The following is a 23,211-nucleotide window of genomic DNA, read 5'->3' as shown; positions in this document are numbered from 1 at the left end:
ATTCTCAAGATATTTATGGATAACCTTATTGAATTAAAGTTGTAACTAAATGAAAGTAAGTATATTAGTGGTAATTGTGATCACCATTTTTACTCTACCCTCTTGCGCTCAAGTTGATGTCGGAATTAATCCTTTGAAATTGACAAATGGAACATTTAGACTCTATTCAGAATTTGTGTTTGATGATAAGATGGGTGCGGAGGCTCATTTGGGTTATAGCAATACATCTAGCACGTATAAGTTCTATGATGCTCACTATTATGCCTTGTCTTTTAAGTATTATTTTTTATCCAATTTTTCTGTTATAAACGGAACGGGAACATATGGTACAATCTTTATGGATTATGACTATGTCAATAAGCATAATTATGGAGAAGAAGCGTGGTTAATATTTAAGAAATTGGTCTCAAAAGAAGTAGAAACAATAAGCTTAGGTGCAGGCTTGGGGTATAAATATGTTGCTAAATCCTCCTTCTTGTTGGATTTTTCAATAGGAATTGGTGCAAAGCTATCCGAATATAGGAAAGAAGACGGAGTGATTATTGATAAAAATCATCCAACAGATTATAAAGGGGATATTCCAACTGTTTTTGGGAAAATTGCTTTAGGTATCCGAATTGGTAGGAAGAAAACGAGAAAAGGATACTGATAGCTTGTATAAAAAAATAAATCTCGCTTCGGCGAGATTTATTTTTTGAGTTTACTTTTAAAAACCTTTTGAAATTTTTCCACTTTAGGTTTGATCACAAAATTACAATATGGCTCTGTGCCGTTGAGTTTAAAGTAGTCTTGATGATAGTTCTCTGCAACATAAAAAGTATCAAAAGGTGTTATTTCTGTAACAATAGGGTTGCTAAAAACTTCTGCTTTTGTAAGCTTTTGAATAATTTCTTGAGCGATTTTCTTTTGTTGTTCAGAATGATAAAATATGGCAGAACGATATTGCGTTCCAATATCATTTCCTTGTCTATTGAGGGTGGTAGGATTGTGGGTTTTAAAGAAAATTTCAAGAATTTCTTCAAAACTAATTTCATCTGCAGAAAAATGTACATTTACCACTTCAGCATGCCCTGTGTTTCCTTCACAGATTTGTTTGTAGGTAGGACTTTCTACTGTCCCTCCAGAGTAACCAGATTCTACTGAACTGACCCCTTTCAGCTGGCTGAAAATAGCTTCCACACACCAAAAACACCCTGCACCAAGCGTGGCAGTTTGTTTGTTTGAGTTTTCCATGTTTTGCGCATTTATAGGATAAATGTAAATAAAAAGTGGAAAAATCAAATAGAGTATTTTTGATTTTAACATTGATTTGGTATTTTGTTTGAAATTTTAGGAATATAAAAGCACAAATTATGCCATAAGAATTTCTTCCTAGTTTAAATCAAATAAATTGGATACTCCAATAAATCGTTCTATTTCAAAAGCTTCTGCGTTTTTAACGCCAATGTCTTTTCCCCAGTTTTCGGTTCTTGCCTCTACACTATTGAGAAATTGTTTTGAAGAAATAGGTGTATCTGGCTCATCAGTTCCCGCCTGATAAAATTGTGATTCATAAGCCATAATACTTTGCATTTTCTCTTGGATACTATCACTAATGTCCACTACAAAATCAGGTTTTCGGTCTTGATATTGAATATAGTGATAAACGGCTTTAGGTCTCCATGGTTTTTGATTTTTTTGATCAATTTGAGTCTCTATTTTCAATAAACCTGATAAAAAACAAGCTCTAGATACCAGTTCAGATCCTCGTCCATGGTCTGGATGACGATCTTGAAAAGCATTACATAAAACAATATCAGGTTGATATTGTCGTATTTTTTGAACGATTTTGAGTAAATTTTCTTGTGTTATTTCAAAAAAACCATCAGCCATTTCAAGGTTCTCTCGGATAGATAATTTAAGTATTTCAGCAGCATTTTTTGCTTCTCGATCTCGGATTTCGGCACTTCCTCTTGTTCCCAGTTCTCCTCGGGTAAGATCTATTATTCCAGTGGTGTAACCCAGTTTTTGGTGCTTTGCCATAGTTCCTGATGCCGATAGTTCTACATCATCTGGGTGTGCTCCGAAAGCAAGAATATCTATTTTCATAAATGTGATTTTTTTTGTTCAATGGATGCCTAATTTATCGAAAAAATATGAAAAAGAATGCCTTTTGTATCTTCAGAAGATATGTCAAAAACCGATTTATTCACTAGCTTTGAAACGTATAAAAAGATGCTAACTTTTAGCATAAATCTTATTCAAAGAATGCAGAGAAAAAGGAAATATCTATATCTTATTCATCTCCAATATTTAGGTTTTCGGTATCGAGGTTGGTTTTGGCAGAAGGATGTAAAAACGGTTCAAGAAATGATACAAAAAACTGTCAATTTCGTGACCGAAACAGATCGTTTTAAAACATTGGGAGCAGGACGAACTGATGCTATGGTATCTTCAAATCTCTATGCTTTTGAGCTTTTTATAGAACAAGAAATAGAAGATTTGAATCTTTTTTTGGAAGCTTTCAATAAAAATCTACCATTTGATATTCGAGCACTCAAAATTCAAGAAGTAGATAAAGAGTTTAATGTGATGTTGGATGTAGTGGAAAAAGAATATCGCTATATTTTTTCTTTTGGAGAAAAATTTCATCCTTTTGCGGCTCCTTTTATGGGCTTTGAAACGGAGCATCTAGATATTGAATTAATGAAAGAAGGCGCAAAACTGTTTGAGGGAACTCATGATTTTCGCAAATATTGCAGTCAGCCTACAGAATTTAAACAGTTTGTAAGAACCATAAACCATTGTTCTATACAAGAAAACACCTACCTTGAAGCGAATTTTTTTCCTAAAAAAAGTTTTGTTTTCACCGTAAAAAGTAAAGGATTTCTTAGATATCAAATTCGTTTTATGATGGGGGCTTTATTTCGTCTCGGAAAAGGGAAATGCTCATTGGATGATTTAAAAGAATCTCTTTTGGGTAAAGACAAAGAAAAATTCTACTATCCAGCCCCTGCTTCTGGCTTATTTCTTCACGCCATGGAATACAAAACTCATGATGGTAAAGTAGAAAATGTTGCGGTAAATGATTTTGACAGTTTTTAGAAGAATCAAAGAGTAAAAAAGCTTTAAAGTGTGAGGTAGATAGATTATTGCTAAAATTTAGCCCCACACTTTAAACCCATTTTTATTCCTCTTCCATAGGGGTTCCTATCTCAATCAAAAACCCATTATTATCTCTAATATAAGCTACTTTTTGTCCCCAAGGTTTATCGGTTAATTCTTGGTATATTTCAGCTCCAGCTTCTTGAGCTTTTTTAAGATCAGCCTCAATATTATCAGATGTAAAAGCGATTTCTATTCCTATGGGTGATTCGTCTTTATTCATTTTTTGATACCCTTTTGGAAGATTGAAATCCGCCAATTCAAAATTTGCAAAACCTAAAGTGGTTTCCCCAGAGTTTATTTCTCCATAATCTTTTTCGGGAGTAGTGAATTTGACGTCAAAACCTAATGCATTTTGATAAAACTCAAGAGTTTCTTGAACATTTTCAACATAAAAAATAGTGTGAGAATACTTCATAATGATTTAATTTTTAGTGATCTAATTTATGATAATTTTAGTGAGTAATATTATTTTTAGTGTTAAATATACCAATAAATATAATCTGCATAAAGAGAAGAAAAAAGGAGAAGGTTCGAATTAGAAAGTCTCTCTTGAGTAAAGAAATCTGACAAAATGTCAAATAATAGCGCGTGGCATTGTCCTTGTAAAAATCGAAATAGAAAAAAACAGAAAACTTGATTATGTCAACAACAAAAATAAATGTAACCACGGAAAATTTATTTCCGATCATTAAAAAATTCCTTTATTCGGATCATGATATTTTTATTAGAGAAATAGTTTCTAATGCTGTAGATGCTTGTTCTAAACTACATTTCCTTTCAGGAAAAGGACAAAATGTGGGAGAAATAGGAAATTTACAAGTAGAACTTATTGTAGATAAAGAAGCAAAAACCATTACCGTAAAAGATAACGGAATAGGAATGACCAAAGAAGAAGTTGAGAAATATATCAACGAGGTAGCTTTTTCTGGGGCAAAAGATTTTATGAACAAATATGAAGAAGAGTCTGAAAATTCAGGAATTATCGGTCATTTTGGTCTAGGATTCTATTCTTCTTTTATGATTTCTGACAAAGTTGAAATCTTCACAAAATCTTTTCAAGATGCTCCTGCAGTTCATTGGTCTTGCGAGGGTACTCCAGAAATTGTGATGGAAGATCATGATAAAACAGAAAGAGGAACAGAAATAGTGATGCATGTAGCAGAAGATTCTGTTGAGTTTTTGGAAGATCATAGAATTAATGAATTATTAAGCAAATACTGTAAGTTTCTTCCTATTCCAATCAAATTTGGAACGCAAACAAGAACAGAAGGAGAAGGAGAAGATGCCAAGGAAATTACCGAAGATAACTTCATCAATAATCCAACTCCAGCATGGGTGAAGTCGCCATCTAGCTTGGAAGATAAAGATTATAAAGATTTTTATAGAGAGCTGTATCCTATGCAGTTTGAAGAGCCATTGTTTCATATTCATCTAAATGTGGATTACCCATTTAACCTTACAGGGATTCTTTATTTTCCTAAGGTTAAGCAAAACATGGATCTTCAGAAAAATAAAATCCAACTGTATAGCCGACAAGTATTTGTTACAGATAGCGTAGAGGGAATCGTACCAGACTTTTTGACATTTCTACACGGAGTGATAGATTCACCAGATATTCCATTAAATGTATCTAGATCTTATCTTCAAGCAGATGGAAATGTAAAGAAAATCTCTTCGCATATTACCAAAAAAGTAGCGGATAAGCTTGACGAATTATTTAGAAAAGACCGTGAAGGTTTTGAAGCAAAATGGAATGATATCAAGATGATTGTAGAATACGGTATGCTTACCGAAGAGAAATTCTACAAAAAAGCTCAAAAATTCTTCCTTTTTGAAACCACAGAAGGTTCGTATATGACACTAGAAGAGCTGAAAGAGAAAGTGAAAACGAATCAAACGGATAAAGATGACAATCTGGTTATCCTTTATACCAACGATAAAACGGCTCAGCATTCTTATATCGCTCAAGCAAAAGAAAGAGCGTATGAGGTGGTGGTTTTAGATTCTCCAATAGCTTCACATTTTATCCAAAAGATTGAAACGGAAGGTGAAAAAATCAAATTTGCACGTGTAGATGCCGATACAATGGATAAATTGATCCCGAAAACAGAAGAAATTCCATCATTATTATCAAAAGAGCAAGAGGATCAATTAAAAGAAGTGGTAACAGGAGTAGTTTCAGATACTACCTATGTCGTGCAAATTGAAAGTTTAGATTCTCAGTCCACACCTTTTATGCTCACGCAAACGGAACAAATGCGACGTATGAAAGAAATGCAACAAACAGGAGGTGGTATGATGATGTTTGGAGAGATGCCTGATAGCTATAATTTAGTAATCAATGCCAATCATGAACTCTCTGCTAGAATCCTAAATGAAGAGGATGAAACGCAAAAAATAGCCTTAATTCAAAAAGCTTATAACCTCGCTAAACTCTCTAAGAATCTACTCTCAGGAGAGGAATTACACGCCTTTGTTAAACAAAGTTTTAGAAATATTTAAGTTTATGTGCACAAGATTACATCGAAAGGTGTAATTTTGTGCCACTTACAATAGAAGTTTCTAGTAAATATAAGATAGATTGGGTATAGGAATGTTATTTTAACGAGAACTTATATTTACAAATTTCTAGTTTATTAATAATTTTAAATTTGCTGTTATGTCAGTTAAAACCATGCTTTTTATTGATGGTGGATGGATGTTTCACAACAAAAAGTTGTTATTGGAATCTTTCGATAATGAACAAAGTGATGTGGACTACAAAAAAATCCCATTATTGGTAAAAAAACACATTGAGAAGGTTGCAGGTAACTCTGTAGATCTTGTTCGCACAAACTTTTTTGGATCAATTCCAGTAAACAAGCCAGATTTCAATTCAAACAAACAAAAGTCTTTTTACAAGTACTTAAAAGAAGATTGTTATTTTGAAACAGAAGTTTTTGATATTGATTATCAAAACGATGCTGAGTTTAAGCCAAAGGATAAGTCTTTAAATATTGCACTAGCTTCTTCTGTAATGGGGAATTGTGCATTACAAACTTTTGATGTAGCGGCTCTTATCGTAAGTGATCCAAGTTATTTACCAATGGTTTCGCGTTTGCGTATGCTAGGTAAAAGAGTATTGCTTATAGGAATTTCTACAAGTTTAGATACTAGGTTACAATCAAAAGCAGGATATTTTGATTTCCCAAATTTATATTTGGACGAACATCTTGATTTCTTAAAGCTTGAAAGAAACGAACACTACAGAGAATGTATGTCTTGTGGAGATTCTGAGCTTACAAACTGGCACGGACCAGAATTCTACTGTACTTCATGTAGAGAAAATGATACAAGAGCAAACGTACGTATTTGTGATAGCTGTGGAAAAGAAGAAGAAACTACTTGGACAGAAAGCTATTATTATTGCTACGATTGTAGAGAAGCTCACAGAAAGGATGGAACTTCTGCTAAAGCAGTGTTGTAAATCCTTTTTTTTGTGCATAAAAATTCCAGCCAATCTTGTTGAAAGATTGGCTTTTTTTGTTGAAAACTTTTCAAAATATTAACGAATAGACTGAGGCTATTGTGTATTTTAGCAAATTGAGGAACGTAGTAAAATGCTTCATTAAAATGATTAGTTAAGTTTATAAATGATTCAAGAGAATTTGATCATTGTTAGGAAAGATTGCTAATAAATTTTAGGAAGATTTTGCGATACAGAAAGAAGCTATCTATCTACTATAATTATGTCAAAGATCATATCAGTTGCCAATCAAAAAGGTGGAGTTGGAAAAACAACCACAGCAGTTAATTTAGCCGCTGCTCTTGGTGTTTTCGAAAAGAAAATCCTTGTAATCGATGCCGATTCTCAGGCAAATGCTACAAGTGCATTTGGCTTAAATCCAGAAGAAATAGATGCTGGAACTTATGAATGTATTACACAGTCGGCACCTATTCAAGAAATTATTTGTGAAACCAATAGTCCCAATGTAGATATTGTTCCTTCTACAATGGATTTAGTGGCAGCAGAACTTGACCTTGTAGATTTAGAAGATAGAGAACTGATGCTAAGACGAGCAGTTAGCCCTATTAGCGATTATTATGACTATGTGATCATAGACTGTGCTCCATCTTTAGGTTTAACTACTTTAAATGCGCTTTGTGCTTCAAATTCTGTATTGATTCCTATTCAATGTGAGTATTTTGCTTTGGAAGGTCTTGGAAAACTAATGAACACCATCAAAGGAGTGCAAAACAGTGTACACCCAGATTTAGACATCGAAGGATTACTCTTAACCATGTATGATTCACGCCTAAGACTGTCAAACATGGTGATAGAAGAAGTGAAAACCCATTTTGGCGGAATGGTTTTTGAAACCATCATCCAAAGAAATGTAAGATTGAGTGAAGCGCCTAGTTACGGAGAAAATATTATCTTGTATGACGCAAGCTCAAAAGGAGCAATCAACTATATGAATTTGGCTAAAGAGTTAATAGAGAAAAATGAGCAATAATAAGAAAAAAGCCTTAGGGCGAGGTTTATCAGCTTTGTTACAGGATAATAAAGTGGAGAAGAAGAAGCCCGCAGATAAAAAAGAGGGAGGAAATGCTCCTGTTAAAAAATTTAAGAATAAAGCATTTAGTAATGTTTTAGAAATTCCTATTGCTCAAATTCAAACAAACCCATATCAGCCAAGAACCATTTTTGATGAAGAAAGACTGCAAGAGCTAGGTCAATCCATCAAAGAGTTAGGTGTTATTCAGCCTATTACTGTTAGGAAAATCGATATGAATACCTATCAGCTCATTTCGGGAGAAAGAAGACTGAGAGCTTCACAGATGATCGGGAAAGAATCTATTCCAGCATTTGTTCGTACGGCAAACGACAAAGAAATGCTCGAAATGGCGATTGTGGAAAATATCCAAAGGCAAGAACTAGATCCCATAGAAATTGCCTTAAGTTATAAAAGACTATTGGATGAATGTAAACAAACTCAAGAACAAATTAGTGAAAGATTGGGAAAAAAACGTTCTACAATCACAAATGCTCTGAGACTTTTACAACTTCAGCCACTGATCCAAGCAGGTTTAAGAGATCATATCATTAGCCCTGGGCATGCTAAAGCTCTTTTGGGAATCAACAATGAAAAGCACCAAAGTCTTTTGTATAAAGAAATCATCAAAAAAGCACTTTCAGTAAGACAGACGGAAGAGATGGTGAAGGAATTTAAAAAAGACACATCAGTAAATAAAACACTTCCTAAAGTACCTAAAAAAGGAGCAGAACTCTCTAAAAAATGGAAAAATGAGTCCTCAGAACTTGGTGCTCATTTTGGAACCAAAACCGCAATTTCTTTTAATGATAAAGGAAGCGGGAAAATATCCATTAACTTTGTCAGCGAAGAAGATTTAAAAAGAATCTTGGAGTTAATAGATAAAAAATGAGAGGAGTATTCCTAATTTTGATGTTTGTTTTTGGTTTTCAGAGTATCCTTGCTCAAGAAAAACAAAAAGAAACACCCAAGAAACACTCAATAAAAAAAGCTACCTTATTATCCGTGGCTTTGCCAGGTGCTGGGCAGATTTATAATAAGAAATGGTGGAAAGTACCTTTAATTTATGGAGCTATGGGTACAACAACTTATCTTGCTATCCAGTATAATGATCGATATAAAACTTATCGAGATGCCTATCAACTTAGGCAAGATGGTAAAGATGATCCATTCAAAGGAAAATACAACACCAAAACCTTACTTTCTTTTACACAAGACAACAGAAATGATCGTGATATAAACATTATGATTACCGCAGGATTATATGGTTTACAGGTTCTAGATGCCTATATTGATGCGAATATGTTTGATTTTGATGTTGATGATGATTTAAGTCTTCTGATAACACCAATAGTCATTCCGCAGGAAAACCAAACCTATGTGGGACTCTCGCTAAACTTATACTCAAAATGAAAATAGCTCTTTTAGGATACGGAAGAATGGGAAAAGCCATTGAGGAAATTGCAAAATCCCGTGGTCATGAAATTTCTTTTGCAATAGGTTCTTCAAATATTGAAGAAACTCAAAAAATTTCAAAAGAAAATACAGATGTCGCAATAGATTTCTCTGTGCCTGATACTGCTTTTGAACTTAATATCTTGATGCAAGAAAAAGGAATTCCTACAATTTCAGGAACTACAGGATGGCTTGAAAATAAAACCCAAGTAGAAGAAATTTGTAAACAAAATGGTGGTGCATTTCTCTATGCTTCCAATTTTAGTTTAGGAGTAAATATCTTTTTTGAGATCAATAAACAACTCGCAAAATTGATGTCAAACTATCCCAGTTACGACATTAAAACCAAAGAAATTCACCATATTCACAAACTCGATAAACCCAGTGGAACGGCCATTACACTTGCGGAGCAAATAATGGAAGAACAATCCAAATATCAACAATGGAGTTTAAATGAAAAAGAAACAGAAAAATTGTGGATAGATGTGGAAAGAACAGGAGAGGTGCCTGGAACGCATATCATTAATTATGAAAATGAAATTGATCAGATAGAAATCAAGCATAGAGCGATCAATAGGCAAGGCTTTGCATTAGGAGCCGTAATTGCCTCAGAATGGATAAAAGACAAAAAAGGAATCTTCCAAATGAAAGATGTTCTTTTTGACTAAATATTGGTTAAACAACCGCAATTTTCTTAAAGAAAGAACTTTTAAATAAGAGAAAAACGTATTTTCGATAAAAATTGACTAGAACAACATGAAACACATAAAATTCATTGGAATACTCTTGGCCTATTTGGCAGTTTGTTACCTCATTGGTTTTGATTGGCTCTACTTTGGAGTCTTGATAATTGCAGATTATTTCTATTGGAAAAATGTCAATTGGACTTTTTGGAAAAAAAGAGAAAAAGTAAAAAGGGTATATAAATCCAAAATACATGAAACTGCTTCGGCGCTGCTTTTTGCTATTGTGGGAGCCACAATGATTCACACTTTTGTCATGCAACCCTTTACCATTCCTACACCCTCAATGGAGAAATCGATGCTTGTAGGAGATTATCTTTTGGTTTCTAAATTGCATTATGGACCTTATGTTCCTAATACACCATTGTCTCTTCCCTTTATGCACAATACCGTTTGGGGAACCAAAGATGTAAAACCCTATTCTGAAGCCGTACAAACAGGTTATCATAGAATGCCCGGTTTTGGAAGTGTAGAAAATAATGATATTGTGGTGTTTAATTATCCAGAAGATAAGCTATACCCGAGTATGCCTTTTGATAAAAAAACACATTATGTAAAGAGATGTATAGCAATTCCTGGAGATCGTATTGAAATGAGAAATAGGAAGGCTTTTGTAAACGGGAAAGAATTGCCAGTAGGTGATAGAATTCTTCTTCAGCATAATTATTTGGTACAGTTTAAGGTGCAGATTCGCCAAAAAACTGTTGATAAATATGACTTACAGTTAGCAGGAAGAGGAGCAACTCCAAATTCTTTTATTATCACCATGACTGATGCAAAAGCAGAAGAATTGAGAAAAATGACCAATTTTGTGGAATTTGTAGAACCTGCAAAACATAGAGTTGAAACCAAAGGAGCTTATCTTTTTCCTAAGGGTGTGAATAAGAATTGGGACTTAGATAATTTTGGGCCTATTTATATTCCAAAGAAAGGTGAAAGCATTGAATTAACAGAACTCAATGTGGCAACTTATAAGGAAACAATTGCTAAATATGAAAATCATTTAGTAGAATGGAAAGAAGGAAAAGCCTTTGTGGACGGAACGCCGCAAGACCAATATACTTTTGAAGGAAATTATTACTGGATGATGGGAGATAACCGTCATAATTCTTTAGATTCTAGATATTGGGGATTTGTGCCAGAGAGTCATATCGTAGGAAAACCTGTTTTCAATTGGCTAAGTTTAGATGCGAATGAAAGCAATATTCTCAAAAAAATCCGTTTTGATAGAATGTTCACGACCATTCATGGAGAAGGAAAGCCCTTTTCTTTTTTCTGGCCAGTGATGATTTTGATTGCAATTTGGCAGTTCTATAAATCAAGAAAGAAAAAGAAGAAAATAGCTTAAAAAAATTGCCTGAATCATAAAAGGATCAAAAGTCTTACTTTTGCAGACTATGAAAAAAAAAGCCGTGCTAATAATTTGAGTGGACTCACTGAATTATTTATCAGCGAATTTTATCAGACAAAAAAGTACATATACAGATGAAAAAAACAATATTATTCACCTTTTTGGTGCTGGGTAGCTTGAGTATTTCCAGTTGTGGAAATTTCTCAAAAGTACTTACCAGTACAGATGCCACATACAAAGAGGCAATGGCAAATAAATACTTTCAAAAAGGTGATTGTGATAAATCCACTCAATTATATGATGATTTATTAAACCTTTACAAGGGAACAGCAAAATCTGAGAAGCTATTCTTAAAACTAGCAGAATCCTATTATTGTGAAGAGAAATATCTTTTGGCAGCCCATCATTTTGAAGTGTTTTCTCGTACTTTTTCTAGATCAGAAAGGAGAGAACAAGCGGTTTATATGATTGGAAGATGCTATGAAGAAGAATCACCAGATGTGGATTTGGATCAAGAATTTACTCAAAAGGCAATTAAAAATTATCAAGCTTTTATTTCAGAATTCCCAGAAACGAAAAAACTAGAAGAAGTTAAATTTAGAATTAAGGATCTGAAAAGCAAATTGGTAGAAAAAGACGCACAGATTGCACTGCTTTATTTAAAAACAGAAAATTTTAAACCCTCAATTCGAGCAATTAGCTTATTTTTGCAAAAGCATCCTGATTCTCCATTTGAAGAAAAAATGAAATTCAGCTTAGTAGAAGCCTATTATTTGTTGGCGGATAGAAGTGTTGAAGAGAAAAAGGAAATTAGATACAAAAACGTAACCATCGCTTACCAAGATTTTAAGCATGCTTTCCCAGAGAGTGAAAAACTGGACAAAGCAAATAACATGCATTCAAGTGCATTAGCATGGTTAGAAGAAAATAAACAAAAATAAAGTCCATGGATTTTAAGAAAAGTAAAGCCCCACGTACGACACAAACAAAAGATTTTCGTACCATCGAGCAAGGATCAGGAAATATCTACGAAAGTATTATGGCTGTTGCTGCAAGAGCCAATCATATCTCACAAGAAATGAGAGAAGAGCTTTTGAAGAAAATTGAAGAATTCAAAACTCACAACGAAAACCTAGAAGAAGTTTTTGAAAATAACGAACAAATTGAAGTTTCTAAGTTTTATGAAAGCCTTCCTAAACCTGTATTAATCGCACTTGACGAGATGGTAAACGGAGAGCTGGAAGTAGAAAAACAAGAGGCTCAAGAAGAAAAATAAGACCTTGTTAGAAGGAAAAAAAATATTACTAGGAATTACAGGAGGTATTGCTGCCTACAAAATTCCATTATTGGTAAGATTATACAAAAAAGCTGGTGCTGAGGTGAAAATCATCCAAACACCAGCTTCTTTGGATTTTGTCTCACCCTTAGTTTTGTCAACGCTTTCTGGAAACCCAGTTGTCAGCCATACCATTAGTGAAGACAAAACCCAGTGGAATAATCATGTGGAACTCGCCTTGTGGGCAGACCTAATGATCATTGCACCAGCCACAGCAAATACCCTTGCGAAAATGGCTCAAGGAATTTGCGATAATCTATTATTGGCTACCTACCTATCTGCAAAATGTCCCATTATCTTTGTACCTGCCATGGACTTGGATATGTATCAGCATCCGAGTTTTTTAAGAAATAGAAAGACCTTACTAGAGTACGGAAATATTGAAATACCTGCCGAGGAAGGCTTTTTGGCTTCTGGATTAGTAGGAAAAGGAAGAATGGCAGAACCCGAAACAATCTATTGGAAAACGGTCGCTCATTTTTCTACAGGAAATCTATCAGGTAAAAAAGTTTTGATCAATGCAGGTCCTACCTATGAAGCGATCGACCCTGTAAGATTTATCGGAAATAGATCCACAGGAAAAATGGGGATTGCTTTGGCAACAGAAGCCGCTCTAAGAGGAGCGGAAGTAACACTTGTTTTAGGACCAAGTTCTCAAGAAATAGCCCACCCGAACATCTTAGTGAAAAGGGTAGAGTCTGCACAAGAAATGTATGAAGAATGCGTGGCAACCTTTGAAAATGTTGATTTAGCAATTTTGAGTGCTGCCGTGGCTGACTTTAAGGTAAAAAACGCAAGTGATCAAAAGATTAAAAAGAAAAAAGGAACACTTCCAAGTTTAGAATTTGAGCTCAACCCCGATATTTTGGCACATTTAGGAACCTTAAAAAAAGACCATCAAACTCTTGTAGGTTTTGCTTTAGAAACCCAAAACGCAATTGAATACGGGAAACAAAAACTGGTAAAAAAGAATCTCGATTTTATTGTAGTAAATACTTTGGAGGATGCTGGAGCAGGTTTCGGGCATGACACCAATAAAGTAATATTGATAGATAAACGAAATAAAATCAATAAATTTGAGTTAAAATCTAAATGGGCTGTTGCCAAAGATATTTTTGAGAGTATTAATTTCTAATCTGTTTCAAATGAGGATTCTTCTCATATTTGTTTTTCTATCCCTTACTTTTAGTCAATCTTATGCACAAGAGCTAAGACCAAAAGTCTCTATCACTACAGAAAAATTGGGATCTGGAGTGAATCCTGAATTATTCAAAAATTTAAAAGAACAAATAACGGAGTTCTTGAGCTTTACAAAATTTACAGAAAAAGTATATGCTCCCGAAGAAAGAATTACTTGCTCTTTTGATTTCACCGTAGAAAAAGCACTTGGCAATGATGGTTTTGAGGTCACATTATATGTTTCGGCATCCAGACCTGTTTATCAAACAGCTTATCAAGCTACGGTTTTTAGAGCACTGGATAAACAAGTTGAAATAACAGTTAATGCAGCCACAAACTTAGAATTTACCAACTCATTTTATAGAGATAATCTAAGCTCAATTCTGTGTTTTTATGCCAATATGATTATTGGTTTTGATGAAAATTCATTTGAACTAAAAGGAGGAGATAAGCACTTTGAGATTGCCTTAGATATTGCTAACTCAGCACAATCAAGTCTTCCAAATGCCTCAAACTGGAGTGCTACAGATAACACAACGAATCGTTATACACTAGTTAATCAAATAGTGAATAATAACAAATACGACAAAATACATCAGTTTTACTATACACTCCATAGAGAAGTCTTGGATGTGCTTACTACGAATCAAGAAGAAGCATTAGATGTGTTTTATGCAAGTATTAAAGAAATCGAGGATCTAAAATATTTTTCAAACGATTATTTGCCAAAAACCATTTTTGAAATAAAAGCAGAAGAAATTAGAAACTTGGCATTGGCCTTAGAAGACAATGAACGCTTGGAGGTTAAAAAAAATATGCAAGCTCTTAATCCTGCAAATAACGGAAGATTTTGGAATTCATTGGGTAAAAAAGCACCCATGAATAAGCCATCAGATATTGAACCTATTGACAACAGTAAAAGTATTATCATGCCCGCTTCTGGAATACAAAATCTAAACGGAACTCCAGTTATGGATGCCAACTCTTTGCAAAGAAATTCACAAGGAACAACGGCAAAAAGAATTAACTAAATAAGTTTTTGCACCTTTTCATATTCCAAAAAAAATCATGCTTCAATCCTTTAAGATAACCAATTTTGCTCTTATTGAGCATCAATTAGTTGATTTTGCCCAAACACTTAATATTTTTAGTGGACAAACAGGTTCAGGAAAATCAATGATGCTGGACGCATTAGCGATTGTTCTTGGAGCTCGATGGCAACCTAAACTATTCTTTAATCCTGAAAAAAAATGTATCCTCGAGGCTCATTTTTTTATTAAGAGTAAAGGATTAGCAAAGCTTTTTCAAAAAAATGATCTTGATTATGATGACGAATTAATCATAAGAAGAGAAGCATTACCAAGTGGGAAAAATAGGATTTTTGTGAATGATACGCCCACAACAATTTCGGTACTTAAAAAAATTAGCGAATATCTTATTTCTTTGCATGGTCAGCACGATAATACTGCCTTAGCAAATCCCGTTTTTCAACTCGAAATGCTGGATATTTTCATCAAGAAAAATACCCAAGTCGCTTTTGAAAAATTACTAAAAGATTATCAAAAGGTTTTTCATCTTTGGAAAGAAAAACAGAAAGAATTCGAAGCCTTTGAGGAAAAAATACAAGAACAAGAAAGAGATCGTTCTTATAATGAATTTCTTTGGAATGAATTAGAAAATACTGCATTAGCAGAATGGGAGGAAGATTCTTTAGAGGAGCGAATTCGATTACTAGAAAATTCAGAGAAAATTCAACAAACGGTTCTCAGTATTCAACAAGCTCGGGAAGATGAAAGTGGAGCTTTATCAAAAATCCAGAATTGGACAGACGATTTTCTACAACTTAAAGATATTTCTCCAATCTTTGAAGAGTGGTCTGAGCGCTTACAGAGTGTATCAGTTGAACTGACAGATTTATTATATGAAATAAATAATTATCAGTTCGAAACTCCTGAAAACTCGCAAGAATTAGATGAATTACACAGTCTTTCTTATCAGATAGATCAACTAAAAATAAAGCATCAAGTTCAAACTATTGAAGAATTAAGAACTAAAAAAAATGCTTTAAAATCTCAATTTTCTTCTGAGATAGAAAATCAAGAACGATTAAAAGAAATAGGAATAGAAGTTTCGGAACTCTATCAGGAAGCTAATGTGATTGCTAACCAATTGCATTCAGCAAGAGTAAATCACCTAGAGCAGTTGCAAGAAATGATTGAGTCAAACCTATCTGATTTAGCAATGCCAAATGCGCAAATAAGATTTCAACTTTCTCAAACAGAGCAACTGAAGTCTGTGGGGAATACCAATTGTGAATTATTATTTTCTGCCAATAAAGGTTTTGATTTACAAAAGATAACTCACGCTGCTTCAGGAGGAGAATTTGCAAGACTGAGCCTTGTTTTACAGTCTGTATTAACAGGTAATCAAGGTGATAAAACCATTGTGCTCGATGAAATAGATACAGGAGTTTCTGGAGAAGTTGCCCACAAAATGGGTTTACTGATGCAAAAAATGGCTCAGAAAAATCAAGTAATTTGTATTAGTCACTTGGCTCAAGTGGTTTCAAAAGGTGAAAGACATTTTAAAGTAGCTAAAGACGAACTTGCAGACAAGACAAAAGTGGATATCCAATTGCTAAATGATCAAGAAAGAATTTTAGAACTGGCGACTCTTCTGTCTGGTGAAAATATCATGGAATCTTCTTTGGCTTCAGCCAAACAGATGCTTGCTGGTAAAATGTAGTACCAATAAATTATTTAAAATACTTTTTATCTGCCCAAAAAGTTCCAAAAGGAATAATAGAAGCAAGGAGAGATAAGAAAATGGCTTTTTTAGTCCAATTTCTTTCTATTCCCACTATAAGTACCCAAAGGATATAGAGAATAAAAAGTACTCCGTGTACCATTCCCACATAATAGTTGGCTCCCTTATAGTCAAAAATGTATTTTAGAGGCATTGTTATAAAAAGAATAACAAGGAAAGAAAGACCTTCTAAAAAGCCTATTTTTTTAAGAAAATTCAGTTTGTTCATAATTTTGAAAGCTGATTGAAAAGCATTTTTGTTTCAGTGATTCCTTCTGCATTATAGAAGAAAATATCTAAATCTTTGGTAATAATTTTGATATACAGATCCGAGTGATGACTAATTATTTGTACCATTTTATGATCACTTGTTCTCACAAACTGACCTTTAAGCTGTTTATTTACCTCAAACCCCCCTGCAGGATACAAAGTAGGCAATGCATCTATTAAAATAATGGTGTCAATCTCCGCAATAGGGATTTCGTATCCGAAAACACCATTCACATCTATTTCCTCTTCGTCAATCTCCATACTATTGAAGCTTAGAATAGAGTAAGCCACATAGAAAACGGGCAATAAAACAGTGGCTACAATAAGAATATGAAGATTTTTTTTCATCGTCAAAATTTTGAGCAAAAGTACATTATTTTTAGCACTTCTTTTAGAATTTATTAGGTAGAGAAGTTGGACTTTTCCTTTGTAAGAATTTTGGTTTATTTCAAATTCTTTTTTCAACAGTCTTCACTTATCTTTGTGTAAAAGAACAAAAGCTATGACAAATAAAGATATAAGAGCTTTAGAGCCAAAAATTGTGTGGAACCACTTTTGTGATCTAAATGCTGTGCCAAGAGCCTCAAAAAAGGAAGAAAGAGTGATTCAGTTTATGGCTGATTTTGGTGAAAAACTGGGATTAGAAACTTTGGTGGATCAAGTAGGTAATGTCATTATTAAAAAACCTGCTACTAAGGGTTTTGAGGGTAAAACAACCATTGTACTTCAAAGTCATTTAGATATGGTACATCAAAAAAATAATGAAGTGACATTCGATTTTGATACCCAAGGAATTGAGATGTATATCGAAGAAGGATGGGTAAAAGCCAAAGGAACGACTCTGGGTGCCGATAACGGAATGGGAGTGGCTGCAATGATGGCTGTTTTGTCTTCTGACGATGTAAATCATGGTCCTATTGAATGCCTTTTTACCATAGATGAGGAAACTGGGATGACTGGTGCAAAAGGTCTCCAAGGAGGAATTTTAGAAGGAAAATATTTAATTAATCTTGACTCTGAAGAAGAAGGCGAAATTTATATTGGATGTGCTGGTGGAGTTGACACCTCAGTTGATTGGGAGTATGAAGAAAAAGAATTCAATGCAGATTTTGAGGTATTTAAAATTGTTGTGGGAGGATTAAAAGGAGGACATTCTGGTGGAGATATTCATCTTCAATTAGGAAATGCAAATATCCTTTTGAACAGAATTCTGTGGCAGTTATCGCAAGAGCTTCCCTATGATTTGGTATCCTTTGACGGTGGTGGGTTAAGAAATGCGATTCCTAGAGAGGCAAATGCCGTAGTTGGAATGGATATGAGTAATGTGCAGTCATTTCAAGAGACCTTGGAGAGAATAGCATTTTCACTAAAACAGGAATATCAGCTTTCTGATAATGGTTTGTTTATTGAAACTAAAAAGATCGACGAGAAACCAAAAAACTGTGTTTCAGATCTGGCTAAGAATGCAATGATTCGTGCCATTTATGCTTGCCCAAATGGGGTTCATAAAATGAGTGAGAATATGGATGGTTTAGTAGAAACATCAAGCAATCTTGCACGTATCTTAATTACCGAAGGTACAATGACTATTCTTACACTTCAAAGATCTTCAGTGGAGAGTCTTAAATGGGATATTGCTTGGAAAGTGAGTGCCTGTTTTGAAAACATAGGAGCAAAAGTAAAACATAGTGGAGAATACCCAGGGTGGGAACCAAAACCTACTTCGGAAATTAAAAAACTGATGGAAAAGATGCATATTGAGGTCTTTGGTAAAGAGGCTGAAATTATGGCAATTCATGCAGGATTGGAGTGTGGAATTTTGGGACAGAATTATCCCGAAATGGAAATGATTTCTGTGGGGCCAACAATCCGTGGTGCTCACTCACCCGATGAGCGATGTAAAATAGATACCGTTGAAAATTTTTGGACATTTTTAACCAAGTCTTTGGCTTCTATTTAAAAGAGATAGATCAGAATACAATAAAAAAAGTCTTGCTTTTATAGCGAGACTTTTTTTGTGTAATCTTTTTTTGAAATTATTTCTCTTATTGTTTTTACAGATGCTTTTTGAAATCCATATACTGGTGTAATGTACAAATTATCAAAAAGTCTTTAATATATTTAGGTGTTGCTTTGTTTGTTTTAAACGCAGTAATACAGTAACTTAATAATGACTTTTTACTTATGAATCACTTGAAGGAACAGGTTCTACTTTAGAGAGTTCGAGTCTTTCGATCATTCCTTCTGTTTGTTTCATATAATTTTTGATCAATTCACTTTCCATGTGTTTTGCGAAAATCTCTTTATTTTCCCATTGTTCAACGAAGTAGAAAATAGAACTTTTTTTGATGTCCTTATACATATAATACTGCAAGCAACCGTCTTTTGCTCTTGAAGGGTTTATTAGACCTTGTAGTTCTTTGAAAACAGTTTCTGAATGTTCTGCTTTTGCGGTTATTTTGGCAATGATATGGATCATAAATAATTGTTTTTAGTAGTTTTTTTCAATAAAAAACTCTTTGAGGGCATCAAAGAGTTTTTAGGTTGTATAAAAGAAATAACAATTTTAGAATTGTTGTTTATGTTCTCCGTCTGTAAAGATATTTATGGTTCCTTTGAAAGAAATTTCTTCTCCAGAGTATTTATTAAGGGTAACCAGTTCATAGAAATAAACACCTGTTCTTAGTGGCTCTCCATTATTATCTTTTCCATCCCAGAAATCACCAATTAAGCCATAAGCTCCGTGATGATAGACTGTATTTCCCCATCTGTTCCAAACATTGAAATCTGATTGTGTATAAATATCTTTATTCAAATTTCTGATGATAAATAATTCATTCACTCCATCATTATCAGGGGAGAATACGTTCGGGATTTCTAAATCACAGAAAAAGGCTATTTCAGTTTCATGAACCGAGTCACAAGAAACAATTTCTACACCATACACACCATAGTCTGAAACTTGTAAAACCTGTGCGTTTTTACCTTGTTGTATAAGGTTAGCACTTGTTCCTGGTGGCGTTTTTGTGATAGACCAAGTTGCAGGTAAAGAAATAGAATCAGCATAAGAATAGTACACGGATGTCATATAAGCTTCTTTTCCGCAGTTTACAAATTTAGGTGCTTGAATATTAGGTGCAACTGTTGTAAAGTGAACCATAATGGAGTCTTTACGGTTACATCCAGTATAATAGAAGGTATAATCTCCATATTCATCTACGGTAACATCCGTATTTAATGCGGTGATATCTGTAAAGGTTCTATTTCCAGGACCTTTACCACTCCAGTTTCCTGGAGCTCCTTCTACTGTGGCACTCAATCCAATTGTTTTTGAACAATACGCTGTATCTCTTTCTTTCACGATAATAGGATCAGCTTCTTCAAAAATTGCTTCAAAACTTGAAGAGGCATCACACCAGTCATAAGTAAAAGTGAAAATATATTTTCCATAGTCGCTTACTGTAGCAGTAGTTGAAAAAATATTAGGGTTGGCTATATTCACGGTTTCTCCATTTGGTGCAGAAACCGTCCATTTTCCAGCTCTTTTATTTTTTAATTCTTTTAAAGGTACAGTTAAATTACAGGTAATTACAGTATCATTTGCAACTTCTAGAATAGGTTCTTCTGAGTCAAAAGTAATGGTTTGAGAACTTACGGTACCACAAATACTGGTATAAATAAAATCGTAGGTTCCTAATGCGGGTACCGTTACTGTTGGGTTTGTGGCAGAGTTGTTGGGTGAAAAAACTACATCACCAATTGCACCTGGAGGAGTAGTTGTTGTCCAGCTACCACTTGGCATACCTTGTGGGATCGTAACATTAATATTATAGGTGTCTTCACAAAAAACCGTATCAGTGTCACCTGCTTGGGGTAAATCCCATACTTTTAAATCGATAGATTCTTCCCAGTTACATCCATAGTTGTCAACTACTTCATAAGTTATTTCTGTAATTCCGTTATTTGCGGTATTTGCTATTCCTTTTATTAAACGAATGGTAGAATCAGCATCTTGCGAGCTAACAAATGTTCCATTAGGATCAGATGCCCATGCTGTAAAAACGTATTCTACTGGTGCTGTTGCACAAAGTTCAAAATCCCATCCGAAGAAGTAACCATTATTAAGAACGGTAGAGTCTGTGATGAATAGGGTATATGCACCATTTAAAAAACCTCCTATATTATCAAAAGAGTTTCCATTTACTGGATTATCCGCATAGAAATTTTGATTTGGAGTTCCTTCTACAGATTCTGCAAAAGTTGATCCAGCGGTCATTCCGCCAGCAAGATTATGCATGTGATTTGTGGCATCTGGTGAGAAACAATATCTAAATGGAGTTCCAATAGGGTTATTGGCATTCAAAGTTCCTAAGGCTTCGTCATTTATGTTTGGGATTCCCATTAAAAGTGTGTCACCCATTCCGTTAGATCCGTTTCCTAAATCTGGAATAAGCATAATTGTGTCACCGCTGGGAACAGTCATGTAAATTGTTAGTTCATTTACATTTGAGTGTTCCATGGTCATACATACTCTTTCTACACAATTAGATGTGAGTTGTGCACCAGCTGGGTACCCCGTTACATTAATAGAGCTTGATAAAAATCCTGGGTTATTTCCCGTAGAGTCAAAATCTATTATTCTTGGATCACTACTATAGTCCATAAATGGTGGAACATCTCCAGCAATTGCTGCTGCTCGAACAATAGTTTGCTCATCTAAACAAATTGTATCTTCATCCAAACTCAAATTGATTTCTGTGTTTGGAGAAGTATTCACTATATAGAAATGGAAGTTTTCTTTACATCCGTTTATGTCGGTAAAGTCTAATTCTACTCTGTACAATACAAAATCTGTAAGTTCAAATGTAGGACTAATCCCATTAAGTACTTGGTTATGATGTACTCCTGATGGATTCTTCAAAGTCCAAGTAAAAGTGGAGTTTGCGAGGGTTTGAGAATAGTTGACATTATTCTGTGGAAAGTCTACAGTAGTTGTTAAAGTGAACCCTTCACAGGTATTCAAAATTTCGTTTTGAGACAAGTCTAATGGGTTTGAACCCGTTACCGTGTTGTAGTCAACTTCTATATCAATGGTTTGACAGGCAAATCCTTGAGCAGATAGCTCGGTTGAAAAAGACCATAAAACAAATAAAAATATCCCTAAGGATAAAAAAAGATTCTTCATATTTCTAAAAACTTTTTTCAAACTCAATTTAGATTCCAAAGAAAGAATGGAATAAATCGTTCTAAAAACAAAGTGTTACCTTGATTCACAAATATACTTTTTTTTGTTTAGAATTCCATTGATTTAAAAGTCAAGTCCACGCAAATGAGACAGTTTTTTTGATATAACAAACGCCAATTATTTTGTTTTCCATCCATTTATTGTGTTTTTTTAGTCAAATACATAAACAAAATGTCAATATATCGAATGTCCTTGAGGGAAATGATCAGGTTTTTCTACATTTGGCTTATACTAAACTTACACTTTTTTATGTGTAATTTAGCCATAGATTTTTTTAAAATTTAAACTCAAAACACTTATAAAAATGAAAAGAAATAAAATTATTACTTTTTTGATTTTAATCTTTGTGATTACTTCTTCGCAATCGGCTTTTTCTCAAAGTACAACTACTGAGGATAATTCAAAAGAAATATCGCTTAGTTTTAGTGAAGTAGGTTTAAGAATGCATTCCTTTAATAAATTCGGAATGATTTTTAAGCTTCAAAAAGATTCAGAGGATTCAGATTTGGAAAAATTTTACAGACTAAGCTTGTTTAATTTGGGATTTAAAGCAGGATCTGAGAGATTTTATCTTGGTGCAGGACTTGGTTTAGGAAAAGAAACGAGAATGAAAGTTGATGAAAGGCTTGAGGTTTATTATGGTCCAGAGATTTCAGCAACAGCTGATTTTTATTTTGGGGAAGGGGACGATTATGTAAGTATTGCTCCCGCCATTGGTTATATTCTTGGGGTGCAATATCAACTTAGTAAAAGAATGGTTGCTTCTCTAGAAACGATTCCAAGAGTTTCGGTGGTATTTCCATACATTCCAGATGAAAGCAAGAAAAAGGCATACGAAGGTGGTGTGCAGGTAAATGCAGGATGGACAAACCAAGTGGCTGCTTTAAGTTTCATTTATCAAATTGGTAAATAATACCACTTAGATAGTATTTATTTACTCATAGGTATTCTGCTGATGCATTGCTAAAGCTCATTTATGAACGTAGTGAAATAAGTGAGTAATTTTGGCAAGTAATCGTATAATATGAAATGATAACCCATATATAGAATAGAAAAGGCTTTTGTAAGAAATTACAAAGGCTTTTTTTTCGAGATAGATATTCTGATTAATATTTAAATTATCAATTTTTTGCGTGTATATATTT

General features: G+C 34.0%; 23 protein-coding genes. 16 read left to right on the top strand and 7 right to left on the bottom strand.

Annotated features, from left to right (window positions below):
* The first annotated feature begins 49 nt into the window (after positions 1 to 49).
* Positions 50 to 649, top strand: coding sequence for a DUF3575 domain-containing protein (locus tag N4A45_10135; GenBank protein ID MCT4665580.1), 600 nt, complete (start codon positions 50 to 52; stop codon positions 647 to 649).
* A gap of 38 nt (positions 650 to 687) precedes the next feature.
* Here N4A45_10135 and msrA read toward each other — a convergent pair whose 3' ends face one another.
* Together msrA and bshB1 are read right to left on the bottom strand one after the other, a co-directional pair.
* Positions 688 to 1,305 carry a peptide-methionine (S)-S-oxide reductase MsrA gene (gene msrA / locus N4A45_10130; GenBank protein ID MCT4665579.1) on the bottom strand — a complete coding sequence of 206 codons (618 nt, stop codon included), beginning with the start codon at positions 1,303 to 1,305 and terminating at the stop codon, positions 688 to 690.
* Between the two features lie 66 nt (positions 1,306 to 1,371).
* Positions 1,372 to 2,088, bottom strand: coding sequence for a bacillithiol biosynthesis deacetylase BshB1 (bshB1, locus tag N4A45_10125; protein MCT4665578.1), 717 nt, complete (start codon positions 2,086 to 2,088; stop codon positions 1,372 to 1,374).
* A 57-nt stretch (positions 2,089 to 2,145) separates the two neighbouring features.
* On the opposite strand from bshB1, the gene N4A45_10120 reads away from it, so the two are divergent.
* Positions 2,146 to 3,084 (top strand): tRNA pseudouridine(38-40) synthase TruA, encoded by a 939-nt coding sequence (locus N4A45_10120; GenBank protein ID MCT4665577.1) that lies wholly within the window; start codon positions 2,146 to 2,148, stop codon positions 3,082 to 3,084.
* A gap of 82 nt (positions 3,085 to 3,166) precedes the next feature.
* Here N4A45_10120 and N4A45_10115 read toward each other — a convergent pair whose 3' ends face one another.
* Positions 3,167 to 3,562, bottom strand: a complete 396-nt coding sequence (locus N4A45_10115; protein ID MCT4665576.1) for a VOC family protein — start codon at positions 3,560 to 3,562, stop codon at positions 3,167 to 3,169.
* A 224-nt stretch (positions 3,563 to 3,786) separates the two neighbouring features.
* Here N4A45_10115 and htpG point away from each other — a divergent pair, with 224 nt between their 5' ends.
* The 12 genes from htpG to N4A45_10055 all read left to right on the top strand — a co-directional run bounded on the left by htpG (position 3,787) and on the right by N4A45_10055 (position 16,491).
* Positions 3,787 to 5,649: a molecular chaperone HtpG gene (gene htpG / locus N4A45_10110; protein ID MCT4665575.1), complete on the top strand. Its 1,863-nt coding sequence runs from the start codon at positions 3,787 to 3,789 to the stop codon at positions 5,647 to 5,649.
* A 157-nt stretch (positions 5,650 to 5,806) separates the two neighbouring features.
* Positions 5,807 to 6,613, top strand: a complete 807-nt coding sequence (locus tag N4A45_10105) for an NYN domain-containing protein (GenBank protein ID MCT4665574.1) — start codon at positions 5,807 to 5,809, stop codon at positions 6,611 to 6,613.
* Between the two features lie 262 nt (positions 6,614 to 6,875).
* Entirely contained in the window at positions 6,876 to 7,643 is a 768-nt protein-coding gene (locus N4A45_10100) for an AAA family ATPase (protein MCT4665573.1), read from the top strand.
* Entirely contained in the window at positions 7,633 to 8,574 is a 942-nt protein-coding gene (locus tag N4A45_10095; protein MCT4665572.1) for a ParB/RepB/Spo0J family partition protein, read from the top strand. The genes N4A45_10100 and N4A45_10095 overlap by 11 nt, the downstream gene beginning before the upstream one ends.
* Positions 8,571 to 9,095: a DUF5683 domain-containing protein gene (locus tag N4A45_10090; GenBank protein MCT4665571.1), complete on the top strand. Its 525-nt coding sequence runs from the start codon at positions 8,571 to 8,573 to the stop codon at positions 9,093 to 9,095. Before N4A45_10095 ends, N4A45_10090 begins: the two co-directional genes overlap by 4 nt.
* A complete protein-coding gene (dapB, locus tag N4A45_10085; protein ID MCT4665570.1) occupies positions 9,092 to 9,805 on the top strand; it encodes a 4-hydroxy-tetrahydrodipicolinate reductase in 714 nt (237 codons plus the stop codon). Before N4A45_10090 ends, dapB begins: the two co-directional genes overlap by 4 nt.
* A gap of 88 nt (positions 9,806 to 9,893) precedes the next feature.
* A complete protein-coding gene (gene lepB, locus N4A45_10080; protein ID MCT4665569.1) occupies positions 9,894 to 11,228 on the top strand; it encodes a signal peptidase I in 1,335 nt (444 codons plus the stop codon).
* Between the two features lie 137 nt (positions 11,229 to 11,365).
* Positions 11,366 to 12,172, top strand: a complete 807-nt coding sequence (bamD, locus tag N4A45_10075) for an outer membrane protein assembly factor BamD (protein MCT4665568.1) — start codon at positions 11,366 to 11,368, stop codon at positions 12,170 to 12,172.
* A 5-nt stretch (positions 12,173 to 12,177) separates the two neighbouring features.
* Positions 12,178 to 12,507: a DNA-directed RNA polymerase subunit omega gene (locus tag N4A45_10070; protein MCT4665567.1), complete on the top strand. Its 330-nt coding sequence runs from the start codon at positions 12,178 to 12,180 to the stop codon at positions 12,505 to 12,507.
* A 4-nt stretch (positions 12,508 to 12,511) separates the two neighbouring features.
* The gene (gene coaBC / locus N4A45_10065; protein MCT4665566.1) at positions 12,512 to 13,702 is read left to right on the top strand and encodes a bifunctional phosphopantothenoylcysteine decarboxylase/phosphopantothenate--cysteine ligase CoaBC; all 1,191 of its coding nucleotides are present in this window, start codon (positions 12,512 to 12,514) and stop codon (positions 13,700 to 13,702) included.
* Between the two features lie 10 nt (positions 13,703 to 13,712).
* Complete coding sequence (locus N4A45_10060; protein MCT4665565.1) at positions 13,713 to 14,777, top strand: DUF4835 family protein; 1,065 nt, start codon at positions 13,713 to 13,715, stop codon at positions 14,775 to 14,777.
* A gap of 37 nt (positions 14,778 to 14,814) precedes the next feature.
* Positions 14,815 to 16,491, top strand: a complete 1,677-nt coding sequence (locus N4A45_10055) for a hypothetical protein (protein MCT4665564.1) — start codon at positions 14,815 to 14,817, stop codon at positions 16,489 to 16,491.
* Positions 16,492 to 16,501: 10 nt separating this feature from the next.
* Here the strand turns inward: N4A45_10055 and N4A45_10050 are convergent, their stop codons facing one another.
* Positions 16,502 to 16,780, bottom strand: a complete 279-nt coding sequence (locus N4A45_10050) for a DUF3817 domain-containing protein (GenBank protein ID MCT4665563.1) — start codon at positions 16,778 to 16,780, stop codon at positions 16,502 to 16,504.
* Complete coding sequence (locus N4A45_10045; protein ID MCT4665562.1) at positions 16,777 to 17,169, bottom strand: hypothetical protein; 393 nt, start codon at positions 17,167 to 17,169, stop codon at positions 16,777 to 16,779. The genes N4A45_10050 and N4A45_10045 overlap by 4 nt, the downstream gene beginning before the upstream one ends.
* Positions 17,170 to 17,323: 154 nt before the next feature.
* Between N4A45_10045 and N4A45_10040 the strand changes: the two genes are divergently transcribed.
* On the top strand, positions 17,324 to 18,781 hold the full coding sequence (locus N4A45_10040; GenBank protein MCT4665561.1) for an aminoacyl-histidine dipeptidase: 1,458 nt from the start codon (positions 17,324 to 17,326) through the stop codon (positions 18,779 to 18,781).
* Positions 18,782 to 19,003: 222 nt separating this feature from the next.
* Here N4A45_10040 and N4A45_10035 read toward each other — a convergent pair whose 3' ends face one another.
* Complete coding sequence (locus N4A45_10035) at positions 19,004 to 19,300, bottom strand: antibiotic biosynthesis monooxygenase (protein MCT4665560.1); 297 nt, start codon at positions 19,298 to 19,300, stop codon at positions 19,004 to 19,006.
* An 87-nt stretch (positions 19,301 to 19,387) separates the two neighbouring features.
* Entirely contained in the window at positions 19,388 to 22,006 is a 2,619-nt protein-coding gene (locus tag N4A45_10030) for a gliding motility-associated C-terminal domain-containing protein (GenBank protein MCT4665559.1), read from the bottom strand.
* A gap of 364 nt (positions 22,007 to 22,370) precedes the next feature.
* Between N4A45_10030 and N4A45_10025 the strand changes: the two genes are divergently transcribed.
* Positions 22,371 to 22,979, top strand: a complete 609-nt coding sequence (locus tag N4A45_10025; protein ID MCT4665558.1) for a hypothetical protein — start codon at positions 22,371 to 22,373, stop codon at positions 22,977 to 22,979.
* Positions 22,980 to 23,211: the final 232 nt, after the last annotated feature.

It is taken from the genome of Flavobacteriales bacterium, from assembly GCA_025210805.1.
GTDB lineage: Bacteria > Bacteroidota > Bacteroidia > Flavobacteriales > CAJXXR01 > JAOAQX01.
This window is presented reverse-complemented; position numbering and strand designations above follow the sequence as displayed.